Origin of the sequence: Winogradskyella maritima (genome assembly GCF_042650215.1) — a bacterium.
In the GTDB taxonomy this organism is placed as follows: Bacteria; Bacteroidota; Bacteroidia; order Flavobacteriales; family Flavobacteriaceae; genus Winogradskyella; species Winogradskyella maritima.
The window spans coordinates 267,835-281,517 of record NZ_JBHSAT010000004.1 but is presented as its reverse complement, the minus strand read 5'-3'; the positions used below and the strand labels follow the sequence as shown (position 1 = coordinate 281,517).

Annotated in this window: 11 protein-coding genes; 5 read left to right on the top strand and 6 right to left on the bottom strand. The window is 38.6% G+C overall.

From position 1 onward, the window contains the following. Positions 1 to 48 precede the first annotated feature (48 nt). The gene (locus ACFOSX_RS02210; protein ID WP_386100173.1) at positions 49 to 2,415 is read left to right on the top strand and encodes a TonB-dependent receptor; all 2,367 of its coding nucleotides are present in this window, start codon (positions 49 to 51) and stop codon (positions 2,413 to 2,415) included. Position 2,416: 1 nt separating this feature from the next. On the opposite strand, the gene ACFOSX_RS02205 is transcribed toward ACFOSX_RS02210, so the two are convergent. After that, positions 2,417 to 5,974, bottom strand: a complete 3,558-nt coding sequence (locus ACFOSX_RS02205; RefSeq protein WP_386096578.1) for a lamin tail domain-containing protein — start codon at positions 5,972 to 5,974, stop codon at positions 2,417 to 2,419. A gap of 113 nt (positions 5,975 to 6,087) precedes the next feature. Here ACFOSX_RS02205 and ACFOSX_RS02200 point away from each other — a divergent pair, with 113 nt between their 5' ends. Beyond that, positions 6,088 to 6,561 (top strand): regulatory protein RecX, encoded by a 474-nt coding sequence (locus tag ACFOSX_RS02200; RefSeq protein ID WP_386096576.1) that lies wholly within the window; start codon positions 6,088 to 6,090, stop codon positions 6,559 to 6,561. On the opposite strand, the gene ACFOSX_RS02195 is transcribed toward ACFOSX_RS02200, so the two are convergent. The 5 genes from ACFOSX_RS02195 to ACFOSX_RS02175 form a co-directional block, all read right to left on the bottom strand. Then, positions 6,562 to 7,419 (bottom strand): cupin-like domain-containing protein, encoded by an 858-nt coding sequence (locus ACFOSX_RS02195; RefSeq protein ID WP_386096574.1) that lies wholly within the window; start codon positions 7,417 to 7,419, stop codon positions 6,562 to 6,564. It lies immediately after the preceding gene. Between the two features lie 131 nt (positions 7,420 to 7,550). Beyond that, on the bottom strand, positions 7,551 to 8,978 hold the full coding sequence (locus ACFOSX_RS02190; protein WP_386096572.1) for a flotillin family protein: 1,428 nt from the start codon (positions 8,976 to 8,978) through the stop codon (positions 7,551 to 7,553). Beyond that, complete coding sequence (locus ACFOSX_RS02185) at positions 8,947 to 9,579, bottom strand: hypothetical protein (protein ID WP_386096570.1); 633 nt, start codon at positions 9,577 to 9,579, stop codon at positions 8,947 to 8,949. The genes ACFOSX_RS02190 and ACFOSX_RS02185 overlap by 32 nt, the downstream gene beginning before the upstream one ends. A gap of 308 nt (positions 9,580 to 9,887) precedes the next feature. Beyond that, positions 9,888 to 10,343: a hypothetical protein gene (locus ACFOSX_RS02180; RefSeq protein WP_386096568.1), complete on the bottom strand. Its 456-nt coding sequence runs from the start codon at positions 10,341 to 10,343 to the stop codon at positions 9,888 to 9,890. A gap of 72 nt (positions 10,344 to 10,415) precedes the next feature. After that, positions 10,416 to 12,239: a TonB-dependent receptor plug domain-containing protein gene (locus ACFOSX_RS02175; protein WP_386096566.1), complete on the bottom strand. Its 1,824-nt coding sequence runs from the start codon at positions 12,237 to 12,239 to the stop codon at positions 10,416 to 10,418. Between the two features lie 132 nt (positions 12,240 to 12,371). Here ACFOSX_RS02175 and ACFOSX_RS02170 point away from each other — a divergent pair, with 132 nt between their 5' ends. The 3 genes from ACFOSX_RS02170 to ACFOSX_RS02160 are packed head-to-tail and all read left to right on the top strand — an operon-like array spanning position 12,372 to position 13,673. Next, on the top strand, positions 12,372 to 12,884 hold the full coding sequence (locus ACFOSX_RS02170; protein WP_386096564.1) for a DUF2975 domain-containing protein: 513 nt from the start codon (positions 12,372 to 12,374) through the stop codon (positions 12,882 to 12,884). A gap of 2 nt (positions 12,885 to 12,886) precedes the next feature. After that, positions 12,887 to 13,465, top strand: a complete 579-nt coding sequence (locus ACFOSX_RS02165; RefSeq protein ID WP_386096562.1) for a DUF2975 domain-containing protein — start codon at positions 12,887 to 12,889, stop codon at positions 13,463 to 13,465. Between the two features lies 1 nt (position 13,466). Beyond that, positions 13,467 to 13,673 (top strand): helix-turn-helix domain-containing protein, encoded by a 207-nt coding sequence (locus ACFOSX_RS02160; protein ID WP_386096560.1) that lies wholly within the window; start codon positions 13,467 to 13,469, stop codon positions 13,671 to 13,673. Positions 13,674 to 13,683: the final 10 nt, after the last annotated feature.

Genomic DNA, 13,683 nt, shown 5'->3' with positions numbered 1-13,683 from the left:
AAGCACATCTTCTTACTTTTTGTATGCGTGTTTGCTGGCACTAGCCTTATGGCTCAGGTCATTGAGGTAAAAGAATTGGGCTCCAAAGAACCGATTCCGGGTGTGGTTATCTTTAATCTCAGTAAATCGAAATCTGTGCTTACCGATATTAATGGTAAGGCGGACATTTCAAAATTTACCAATGACGAGTTTATTTTCTTTCAGAATTTCCTCTATAAAAAACGACAATTTACCAAAGCGCAGATTGTTGCACAGAACAACATCGTGTTTTTAGAATTGAATGTTGAAGGCTTGAATCAGGTGGTTATTTCCGCTTCAAAATTTGAACAGAGCAAACGCGATATTCCCCAAACCATTGTAAGTCTAAGTGCCAATGACATTAGTTTTGCCAATCCGCAAACCAGTGCTGATTTACTGGAAGGTACAGGCAATATATTCATTCAAAAATCGCAATTGGGTGGAGGTAGCCCTATCATTCGTGGGTTTTCTACCAACAGACTTTTGATTACCGTGGATGGCGTACGGATGAACAACGCCATTTTTAGGGGTGGTAACCTGCAGAACGTCATTTCTATAGACCCGTTTTCTATTCAGAATACCGAAGTCACACTCGGTGCAGGTTCTGTGGTTTACGGAAGCGATGCTATTGGTGGCGTGATGAGTTTTTATACCAAAAAGCCACAGCTATCCTATAAGGATGAATTGTTTTTCAGCGCCAACGGTTTATTGCGTTATTCAACTGCCAATAGCGAAACCACGGGGCATTTAGATTTTAATTTGGGCTACAAAAAATGGGCTTTTTTAACCAGTGTGAGTTACACAAGCTTTGATGATTTAAGAATGGGAAGCCATGGTCCTGATGCTTATTTGCGAAATCAATTTGTGGTTACGGAAAATGGAACGGATGTATTGGTTGATAATCCAGACCCTGAAATTCAAACCCCAACGGGTTATAACCAAATAAATCTGTTGCAAAAAGCACGATTTGAACCAGAGGATAATTTGTCTTTTGATTTTGGTTTATACTATTCAGCAACATCGGAATTTTCTCGATATGATAGGATTATTCGCCCTAGAGGTGATGGATTGCGCTCTGCGGAATGGAACTACGGCCCGCAAAAATGGTTTATGGCCAATGCTCAGGTGACTAAGCTGTCTAGCAATTCAAATTTGTATGATAAAATTCATGCGTCGGTCGCTTATCAAAATTTTCAGGAAGGGCGATTTGACCGAGATTTTCAATCCACTTTAAGGGATATTAGAGAGGAATCTGTGGATGCGCTGTCCTTCAATTTGGATATTGAAAAGAAGTTGTCTAAGAAGAGTAGTTTTTTCTACGGTGCTGAATATTTGTATAATAATGTCAACTCCACAGGGAGACAAGAAAACATAGAAAGCAATACAATTATACCAACCGTTAGCCGTTATCCGGACGGGTCGTCCTGGCAGTCTGCGGCCGTTTATACTAGCCTTAAGTACAAGCCGAATCCCAAGTTTGTGTTTCAATCTGGCTTGCGCTACAATCATATTTTAATCAATGCTGATTTTACTCAGAATAACCAGTTTTTAAACTTGCCATTTAATGATGCGGATGTCAATTCTGGAGCGCTTATTGGTACGGCAGGCATAATTTGGGCGCCAAGCGACATGATTCAATGGAATCTCAATGCATCTACAGCATTTAGAGCACCAAATATTGATGATATAGGTAAGGTTTTTGATTCCGAACCGGGCTCTGTTGTTGTACCTAACGAAGATTTAAGCCCAGAGTATGCCTATGGTGGTGAACTTGGCTTAAAATTGAATTTTGACAACAAAGTTATTTTTGATTTAGCGACCTATTATACATTTTTAGACAATGCCCTAACCCGAAGAGATTTCACCCTAAACGGTCAAAGCGAAATTGACTATGATGGTGAAATCAGTAATGTGCAAGCCATACAAAATGCCTCTAAAGCATGGATTTACGGATTTGAAGCTGGTGTGGAAGTCAACTTTTCTGAAGCCTTAAAATTACGTTCGCAGTACAATGTTATCGGTGGGTCTGAAGAGGAAGAAAATGGTATTGAAGTTCCTGTAAGACATGTAGCACCTAACTTCGGGAATACCCATTTAACCTACAAAAAAGGCAAGTTTGAATTGGATGCTTTCGCCGTTTATAATAACGAATTATCCTTTAATCAATTGGCGCCTTCGGAATTATCGAAGGATTATTTATACGCTTCTGATGAAAACGGCAATCCTTATTCGCCTTCTTGGTATACTCTTAATTTTAGAGCGAAATATAACGTTACCAAACAGTTTGAAGCTATCGCAAGTATAGAAAACATTACAGACCAGCGCTACAGACCTTACTCTTCTGGAATTTCTGCTGCCGGGAGAAACTTAATCCTTGCACTGAAATACAAGCTATAAACTAAAACTGTTTAATCGCCTTCTGACTAATGATTTGCCCGTTAGACAACCTTACATTGGCAATATAGCTCGAAGTGCTCAGTGCCGAAAAATCATAGGTTTCAGAATTTGAAGACCCTTCCAAATCATAGATCAATCGCCCTTGAAGATCATAGATGGAAACTGCTTGAATACTCAAGTTCTTATTCGTTAATAAGAATTGGACTTCACCATGCTCTAGTTCGATAATTTTCAAAGCGTTTGCCTCTAATTCAAATTCGTCAGAGCTTAGTGTGGAATTTTGTTTAAAGACCAATTCAAATCTATCGCTAAATTGTCCGCCTTCCGATTCAAATTCATATTTAGAAGCTGTAAGGTCGTGTAAGATACCGAGTAAGTTGTCTTTCAGGAATACCGTATTATTGGATACGAAGTTACCTTCAAACTTTAAAAGATCAATGGTATAAGTTTCAATAGTGCTGACATACGCACCAAAGCCAATCTTCACGACTTCGTCCTCATTAAGATCGCTTAAACTTTTAGCCTGAATGACAAACGGGGTTTCGCCTTGGTCGTCAATCAACGAATATAGCATCCCAGCATTACCCGCATAGTTCCTTGTGGTGTCGTAACTGTTGCCGTCAAATCCGGCTGTTGCTTCATCCATGTATACCAAACAAATTTGGCTGTAAATGCCAATCTCTGATGAGAGATTCAACCATAACTTTTCTTTATAAGGACTTTGATTCGTTAGGTTATTGGTGTTTCTATAAAATTGGTTATTGCTATTCTCACCACTGACACGCATATCGTTAGTGAAGTTTACTGAACCACTCGTAATGGTTGCCATAAAGAAACCTTGCCCAGATGGGATTTGGCGTACAGGTGTGTCATCACCATCAATATCGCCATCACCATCGGTATCCGCACCATTACCAGCTTCTCCTGCATGGTTAATGGTTACATAATCATTCTGGTTAAAGTTTAATACCTCGTTGCCAGGATTACTGCCAAGAGGCGGACTAACATGAGACCACATGTATACCGCTCGTCCTAGAGTGTTAATGTTCGTTGTAAAAAAGGTGTCTACATCCAACGCAGAAGGATATGGGTTTCCTAATAAATTCCAGTGTAAGGTATTGTCGTTTGCTGTATTGTAAACAACCGAATAGGATATATCACCTGTGTTAAGTGGGCCTTCAAAATTATAAGTGTAGGCCGTATTGGGAGTAAAGAAATTTTGATCGTGCGTTGTAGCAACACCCATACCTGGGGTTAAGGCTAAACTTGCATCTGCAAGTGTCCACGCATCACCATTATCATCAATGCCATCATTATTGGAGTCGATAAAATTACTGGCATCAAACCAATAGCGACGGTTAGGGTTTGTTGAAAATAGAGACGTACCTACTGTTCCATTGGTTATAGGCGAACCCCAATAGGTATAATCATAGTAATTTTGAAGTCTAGCAGTTCTTTTATTTACGTTTGAGTTCCCTCCAGAAAGGGTAAAGCTCCCTGCATCTATACCCACACCTTGTTGAATAAGCGCCCCTTTGGTTTGTACAGTAAGTCGACCACCATAAATAGTCACGTCATTAACAACATTGACATAGTTACCATTGGCAATATTCAATGTGCCTGAGTCAATGATTAAGCTACAGGCTTCAAAACTACCATTTGTACTAGTATTGTAATTACCATCCATCACAACGGCATTACTCAAAGTTGGTATGGTGCCTGATGCTGTGCCATCACTCCAATTCCAAGTAGTGCCATCCCAGGTGGCTGTTTCTGTAGAAATGAAGGTCGCGTCTGTCGCTACAAAACAATCCGCGTCGTCTTCCATAACTTGGCAATAATACTGATAGCCGTTAAATCCACTAATATCCGAAATTGTTAGTACTGAAGTTGTTACACCAGAATAAGGAGTAACATCAGTTAATGCTGTCCAATTAGAAGCACCAGGTGCAACAACATACCATTGGTAGACCAGATCCTTTGTGTCTGCGGCATCATCAAATCCTTCGGTAGCCAATACTGTAATTGTTCTTGCGCCACTACAGCCAGAGCCGGCTGTTGAAAACCCTGTGATTGATGGTGCGAGTCCAGGTGTAAAAAATCCAATATCGGAATAATCATCATCTGTACAGGCATCGTCATCCCAATCAATAATATCCCAATCACTTGGTGTAAAATTGACGCTTGGTGGTGATGAATTGGTCAATCGTCTAAAATCGAATCCTTCATTTCCTATGGCTACGCCTAAGTTTTCACGCCAATTCTTGTCTGCGCAATCTCCCCAGACATCAATTAGGGTGCCTGGGTTAGCGGAAGACACATAATTTTTATATAGAGAAACACAGTCTGAGTCATTCTTAGCTGTATTAATACCACCTATACCCGAAGTAACATTGCTCAAACTTGCGTCGGCACCAACAATCCCGGCGCATTGGGTATCAATTGTAGTTGATGCCACATAGATTCCTCCATCAGGTAGATTTCCAGAAGGAGATATAATGTTGGTTGTACCACCAGCATTATAACGCAACTGAATGGTATAGTCCGATAAATCCACAGTGGCTCCAGTACTATTGTAAATTTCGATGTAAGAAAGACTTCCTGCAGTCGCATCTGTAATTTCTGAAATGAAAAGTTCATTGGTGCTGACGCTTCCAGAGCAGGATGCATTTTTACTTCCGATTATTGTAAAAGAGTTAGAAGATGCCAAATCGCAACCATTTTCAGTGATAGTAAGAATTCCAGAACTAGCTCCAGCAGGTATTAATATTTGTAATTCAGTTGCGGTTTGCGATACAATAGTTGCAGTTGTCCCATTTAAAGTTGCCATACTACCTGCTGTAAAGCCTGTTCCTGTTATGGTCACTAAGGTGTTGACTGGTCCTTCACTTGGTGAAAATGTAGAAATTGTATGTGATGGAGCACAGCTAGGTATCCCCGTGACTTTAAAGTTGTCAAAACCTGCCTGATCTGCATCTCCATTCTGTTTCACTATAAGTTCTAAATAAATTGTTGTAGTACCATCTGGAATAGTTATGCTCGCAGTGCCCTCGTTTGTATAAGCTCCTGAATTAGCAAAAGGAACCATTCTAACTAATCCTTGTCCAACCCCATCTAAATAGACTTGATAATTAATCTCATCTGCACTGCGTTCAAAACCAACGATGTCATAATCAAAACTTAATGAAATTGTGTTGTATCCACTTACCGTGACAGGAGAGAAGGTTACTGTGGCGTTTCCAGTTGTTCCATTTACACCTTCGTCTTCGAGATCATTGACAAACAAAAAGTCCGATAGAATATTGGTAAAATCGATAGCGTTGATATCAGCAGGATTTCCCGTACCAGTATCATTTGGAGTTCCGTCAGTTAGAAGATTATTATCGTCATGAATACCGTAAAAGCCATCAGCACCATTATCGAAAAAAGTAACATCATTTGTAAAAGACCACTCTGGGGCAGTGCCATCAAAATCTTGAATGGCAATTGTGGTTTGTGAAAAACTAAAATAGATAGCACCAGAAATCAGTGCAATCAACAGTGCGTATTTTTTTGTCATAGGGATTTTAACAAAACTTTAATAATCAAATGGGCTCAAATTTAATTAAAAGAAACGGATGTAAGCTACTGAAAACCCGTACTTTTTTAACACAATTGCATTACTTTTGAACCGTGATTCCACAAAAAACATATTCCGTCGATGAAGCGACAAAAAAGTTAGAAAGCTACTGTGCCTATCAAGAGCGTTGTCATAAAGAGGTAACCGATAAATTGAAGCAAATGCGAATGATTCCAGAAGCCATTGACCAAATTGTAGTACATCTCATCAATCATAACTTCTTAAATGAATTAAGATTTGCAAAAGCCTTTGTAAGGGGTAAATTCCGAATTAAAAAATGGGGTAAGAATCGATTGACGCGGGAGTTAAAGTTTAGAGATATTTCAGCTTATGCCATAAAAGAAGCTCTAAAGGAAATAAATGAAGATGACTATGTGGAAACTCTTCACGAATTGACCTTAAAACGCATCAATCAAGTCAAAGAAAAGAACGTTTACAAAAAGAAAAAGAAAGTAGCGGATTATCTTTTGTATCGCGGATGGGAAAGCCATTTGGTATATGAAAAGCTTTCGGAGTTGGTGAAATAGTTAACCTGCTGAAGTATTCTTTAAGGCCTGCTCATTTTTCCAATCAATCCATTTTTGGCCTTTAAAGCGACGCATCAAATTGTCATAATTTCGCATTATGAATATGTTGTATAAAGCCTTGCCTAAGTTTTTTGGATTACGGGCAATTGCGCGCAAACTCATACTAAATCCTGGTGTGATATAGCGCATATAATGCCAGTAGCCTTCAGGCATGTAAAGAACTTCACCGTGATTCAAATTACAAACCCAACCTTTGGCATTTTTAAGTGCTGGCCATTTTTCAAAATCGGGATTGCTAAAATTGATGTCCTCACGTACAATCAGGGAATGTGGAATTTTATAAAGATGCTTATTCTGTTTTTGGTCGAACAAAATGCATTGCTTTTTACCTTCAAAATGAAAATGGAAAATATTGGCCAAGTCAATATCATAATGCATAAAGGTGTAAGAATCGGTACCCCCAAAAAAGAGCATCGGGAGGCCTTTCATCAGTCGTAAACCAAAGTCGGGAAATTTAAAATCCTTTTGAAGTTGCGGGACTTCTTTTAAGATGTTCCAAAGGAAAATACGATATCTCGTCGGTTCGCGCTTTAATAAATCCACGTAATCTGCCATCTTCATTTTGGCGTGGGCTTCGTTGAAACCGTCTTTGTAATCTACGGGGCGGTCATCATATAGAGGCACTGTGATATTACCTGCAACCTGTTTCATGTAATCGAGATTCCATTTGTTGTAGGCTGGCCAATCTTCAATAAAACGTTCAATCACCACGGGTTTTTGTGGTTTAAAATAGTTTTTTATGAAGTCCTCTTTGGTAATGGTTTTTACACGAGGAATATCTTGAAGATTCAGTTGCAAATTGACGATTGTTTATAATGCGAGCAAAGTTAAGAAAACGTGGCGAGATTGGATTTAGTATTATAAAACTTTAAATTTCTAGGGATAAATTACGCATAAAAAATCCGCCACTTAGGCGGATTTATAATTATCTATTCTTCAGATTTATCAATTTGGGCATCGTCTGATTCGATTTCTGTTTTGTCTTTGCCTTTCAAATATTCTGGCAAATCCATTCCAGCCATGTTAAACATCTCTTGTAACGGAGGAACAGCCTTGTACATCCCCGAAATAAAGTTAGATGTTGAGGTTTGTCCATCTTTACCGCCTCCATTTTCCCAAACAGTGACTTTATCGATTTTGATGTTTTTGATAGCCTCAGCTTGCGTTTTAACCAATTCTGGAAGTTTGTCGGCAATCAATAACAACACGGCATCTTTGGAATTGTTTCCTGCAGCTTTTACGATTTCATCCAAACCTGCAGCTTGCTTGGTTAAGACTTCATACAAACCTTTTGCTTCAGCTTGTGCCTTAAACAATATAGCATCAGCCTCACCTTTGGCGCGTCGTCTTATGCGTTCTGCCTCAGCTTCAGCATCGATTTCTACTTTACGCTTGTCGATTTCCGCAGGTACAATAATGTCTGCCATTTGAGACGAACGTTCGCGCTCAGCTCTAGCAATTTCAGCATCTTTTTCCGCAGCATAGGATTCTTCTAAAGCCTTTGCAGATTGTACCTTCTCTGAAGCAATTGCCACTCTTTCTGCTTCAGCTTCGCGCTGACGACGTAAAGAATCGGAATTGGCGACCGAGATCTTTGCCGCATTTTCCCCTTCAACGGCTTGAGCATTTGCTGCAGCAACTTGGGTTCTTTCATCTTGCACGGCATTAGCCTCACCGATGGATCCATCCCTAGTTTTCTCAGCAACTGATTTACGTGCGGCATTGATTGCATGCGCAGCGGCTTCCTTACCAAGAGCTTCAATGTAGCCCGACTCGTCAACAATGTCAGTGATATTTACGTTGATAAGTTTTAAACCTACTTTTTTCAATTCGGTTTCAACACTCTGTGAAATATTGGTCAAGAATTTATCACGGTCGTTGTTGATTTCTTCAATATCCATGGACGCCACAACTAAACGTAATTGTCCAAAGATAATTTCCTTGGCCAATTCTTGGATGTCCTGTAATCCCAGACCTAATAAACGCTCGGCAGCGTTTTGCATTACGCCAGGTTCTGTAGAAACCCCAATGGTGAATCGAGATGGGACATTAACCCTAATATTTTGTTTGGATAGCGCATTGACCAAATTCACCTCAATGGAAATCGGTGTTAAATCCAAGAATTCGTAATCTTGAACTACCGGTAAAATAAAGGCCGCGCCACCATGGATACACTTGGCAGATTGTCCACCGCCAACTTTACCATAGACGACCAAAATTCGGTCCGACGGACATCGTTTGTAGCGCTTAATTAAAACGATAAGTATAAGTACAATAAATAATACGCCGAAGATAAGCGTCATTGTACTTCCAATGCCTCCTAAATCAAGAGTCTCCTGCATGCTCAGTAATTTCATAGTTGTTTGGTTTTTGTGGTTCAATAGGTTTTCTGGTATGGTCAACAATTAAAATGCCGTTTTTGGTCACGTCCACGACTTTAATGATTGTTCCGGTTTTTAAATCTTGAAACGAATCTGTCAAAGCGTCCAGTTCTCGCATAGTGCCTTGCACACGGATGCTAACTTTTCCCATTTTGGAACGGTCTGCGCCAATAGGTAAGTAGACTTCACCAATGGCATCGAGTGCATTTTTGTAGTTCAAGGTTCCACTGTCTGTGAGTTTGCTCATAAAGTAAAATAGAGAGGCCATGATGGTCATCATAATCAGGCCTGAAATCACCGAGATAACAACCGTTAACGTTGGCGTTAATCCTGCATCGATACAAGCTATGCCACTCCAACCAAAGATGGTAAAAAAGCCAACCAAGTTTTTAAAGGTCAAGAACTGAAAGCCAATACCCGTATCACTTTCTATATCGCTATCTACATCCTCAATGCCATCAGCTTCACCGCCTGCAAAGGCCATAATCATTACAATAGTAAAGATGATGGAACCTAGGATAGCAATCGTCCAATATAACTTTGGTAAGAATTCTAAGTTCGAATACCAGTCTGCCATAATCTAAAGGTTTGAAAAGTTTATAAATATACAATCATTGTAAGATTTTTTAGTCTTATTTCTGAAGGTTAAGGTCAAATCACAAACAATCATTGTCAATGACGAAATACAAGGTGTAAACTGAAGTCTAAAAAGACGTTTTTGGACTTGTAGAGTCGGAAGAGTTTGATGGTTTGCTAAGGTTATTGTTTAAAGAAATTTTTTTGGAAACGTTTTAAACAACCTCTATAGTATCAGTAGTAAAAGACAGAATTTTGTTACAGTTTGAAAGTGACTTTTTAATGTCAGTTGCCTTAGTTTTTATAATGCTATTCCTCCGTAGCATCATAAATCTCTGTATTTAAGTATTTTGAAAATAACTCAGCTTTTTCAAACGCATCATCTTTATCAGACGTCGTGTAGGCTCTAATTTTCTGGTTGGTGTTGTAGAATAAATTCAAACGATACACCGAATTTGAAACCGTAGTTTCCGCGCTTCGAGAGCGTACAGCGGTTTTCTCGGTAGTTTTAAAAACGGAAACGTATTCGATATCCGGAATGGCTTTCCAGGCACCAAAATTCAAACCTAAAAAAGATTTTACCAAGCGATATTTGTTGGTTTCAAAATTAAATTCCGTGCCTTCTGTAAGAATAAAATAGGTGGCAATACCACAGAGAATTAGACCCTTAATATCATTTATAATAATAAAAAGTGCTAATCCAAAAAGAAGAATTCCAAAGACCCGTCTCATAATGGGGACAGGACGAATAAAGAGAAATGTCATAATAAAAAATTACCTCACTGAATAGGTCTTATTCAATGAGGTAAAGTTACAAACTTGATTTTGTTTTGCTTTCTAAAAGTTATAGCGCAGACCAAAAAGCACATTGCTCGGAGGCATTGGGGTAAAGCCTGTTTCAATATAATCAGCGTCGAAAATATTGTTCGCTGTTACCGTAAACTGCATTTTTTTTAAGGTCATGACCAAGGAAGCATCCCAGACATTATAGGTTTGTCCCGTAGTACGTTCTGCATATTTGTAAATAATGTTTTGGCGAATGTTTTTAAACAATTGCGAGCTAAAACGTGTGGTGTATTGATGCTTCAAGGTATTTAATGAATAACGCGATAGGTCTTCATTCAAATCAAAAATATCATCATCTAAATAGGCATAACCAAAGGCCAAATTTTGGTTGAAAGCGCCAAGTTTAAAATTGTAAGATGCATCAAATTCAAATCCTTTGGTATTGACCTCCCTAATGTTGGTGGCGGTAAAAATATCGGTTCCTGTATCTGGACGAATGTAATCAATAAGGTTTTCAGCATCGCGATTAAAAACAGCAACTGTGGCGTTAAAACGCGTACCGACATACTTCAGGCCAACTTCTTGGGCAAAGGCCTCCTCTGGCTCTAAATCTGGGTTACCGCTTGTTCTTGGGTCATTGTAATACAAATCGGTATAGGTTGGGATTCTGTACGTATAACCGACATTTCCATAGACTTTAAAACGGTCCGAAATTTCATAACCAATATCCAATCCTGGGAAGGCATTGAATTTAAAATCCGAAAAATAAGTCACTGCGACGCCAGGTGTAATATCCAATTTATCATTGGCCAAACTAAAACGATGCTCAGCAAAAAGGTTAGCCATAAAACGCTGACGATTGCCTAGGTTGTTGCTTCGTAAATAGATTTTTGAAACGTCCAATCCAAAGCCAGTGATTCCTGCTTTAGAGGTATATTGCGCGTTAGCTTCTGCACCGATTTTGTTAGAAATATGAAAGTTTCTAAAGAATAACGGCTCATTGCGTCTTAACAAAAACATATCTTGGTTGCGCTTCCAATACACACGTGGCTGAATCTTGAATCTTTCCGATTTAAACTCCGTAGTAAGCCCTATTAGACTATTCTGAGTTTCTTCGTATTCGTTGAAAGATGGATTGGTGGTGTAGAAATTTTCAGCACCAAAGTTACGTTCGAAGAAAGTGGCAATCAATTCTATGGGTTGTTCATTCTGATTGAAAACACTCTTCAGAAAATAGTTGGAGTTGTCATAATCCGAGTTATTTCTAAATCCTTCAGAAGTCAATTTTCCAGCATGAATGATATGCGAGGCATTGGCCTGTTGCACACCTGCTGTTACAGAGCCGTTTAACTGTCCAAAAGAACCAGCTTCAGCATTTATAGAAACGGTATTGTTTAAATTTTTCTTGGTGACAATATTAATGGCGCCCGTAAATGCATTTTGTCCAAACACACGTGCGGCAGGGCCTTTAATGATTTCTATACGTTCAATCACTTCGAGCGGCAACGCGGCATTCATGGTATGGTGACCCGTTTGTGCATCATCCATTTTTATACCATCAATCAATAAAAGCGTTTGGTCAAAACCACCACCTCTAATGTATAAATCTGCCTGACTGCCTCCAGTACCACGACGGCGAATGTCTACGCCAGCGACTTGTTGCAAAACGTCTACCAGTGTAATAGCGGCGCTATTTTTTATATCTGTTGCTGTAATGATATTTATGGTTCGGGAGTTTTCCTTAAAGGGTAAATCAATCCGTGCGGCACTGAGCGTTATTGAATCTAAATCTTGTTTTGGGAAATCTTGAGCTGTTAGGTTCAGCGTTAATGCAATAGCTAAAAAGGTTAGTAAAAGACGTTGGTTACGTGACATAAGTGCTAAAAATTTTCGGCAAAGGTAGAATTATTTGTTTGCCAAAAAAGGGATAGAGCGTTAAAATAAAAATGAAAAAATTATTGTTTTTCAATAATTTTGATACATTTGTTATTGTTAAACGATAATTATATGAAAAATTATACGCGTCCTATATTATTCGTATTTCTGATATTAGTGCTTGCTATCATCGGGAACATCATCATATCAACGATTGGGATTTTCTTCAATCATGACCCTTTTAATACCGGTGTGTATGCATCAAGTTATGATTTGTCTTTAAATATTAAGCTGATATTCATCACAAAAGCCATAGCACTCACCGTGTTCATTATTGGTACTTATGTGCTTATCAGCAAACTGAGCTATTTGGTAAAAGGTGATTTTTTTAACCTCATTTTAATTCAATCTTTTCAGAAATCAGGGCGTTTATTCCTCTTATCGGGAATCGTCGGATTTGTCGCTTCAATCGCTGGGATGTTGAATTTAGTCGTCGTCAAGGATTTTAGCAGTCAGGCCTATCTCAATATAGATTCTAAAAGCTTGTATTTAATGCTAATGATTTTAGGCTTGTTTCTACTCTTATTTTCAAAGGTGTTGAAACGAGGGGGACAATTGCAAACTGAAAACGATTTAACTATATAATTATGACAAAAAATACACTGCTTGATATCACTGTAATTATTTCAAGAATTTTAAAAGTGATTGTGGTTATTGGAGCAATCGCTTTAACAGGGCTGTTAATCTACATAGAAATTGACCAAAATGCATTTAAAGGGGTGGAGATAAAAATTGCGAATTCATCTAATAGTGCCTTTGGCTATCACATTACTGGTTCAGAAACATATCGTGGAGCCGAAGCTAATGAATCTCCGTTTACAATAGATAAGATTAAAACATTAACTAAGTATGTATTTTATCTTAAATCAATAGGAATTTTGTTTTTAATATTTGTAGCTTTTAATTCCTTTGAAAAGATTATGCTGTCAGTTAAAAGTTTAAAAACATTTAGTTCAGGCAATGATAAATTATTTAAAAGAATTGGGTTTTGCATATTGGGAATACTAGTACTTCAGAGCTACACGGTTATGCGTTATAACTATGGAATGCAAATGAAAATATCAGTGAATTTCGTCTATATAATTTATGCTCTAATTGCCTTTGTAATGGCTCAGATTTTTAAGGAAGCACATAAGTTACAGGAAGAAAATGATTTAACAATCTAACATGCCTATAGTAGTCAACCTAGATATAATGCTCGTAAAACGTGGGATGAAAAGCAAGGAACTTGCTGAAATCATAGACATCACGCCTGCAAACATGTCTATACTCAAATCGGGCAAGGCCAAGGCCATTCGGTTTTCTACCTTAGAAGCTATTTGCAAGGCCTTAGACTGTCAGCCGAGTGATATTTTGGAGTTTGTGGAGGAGTAGTACTATTCAC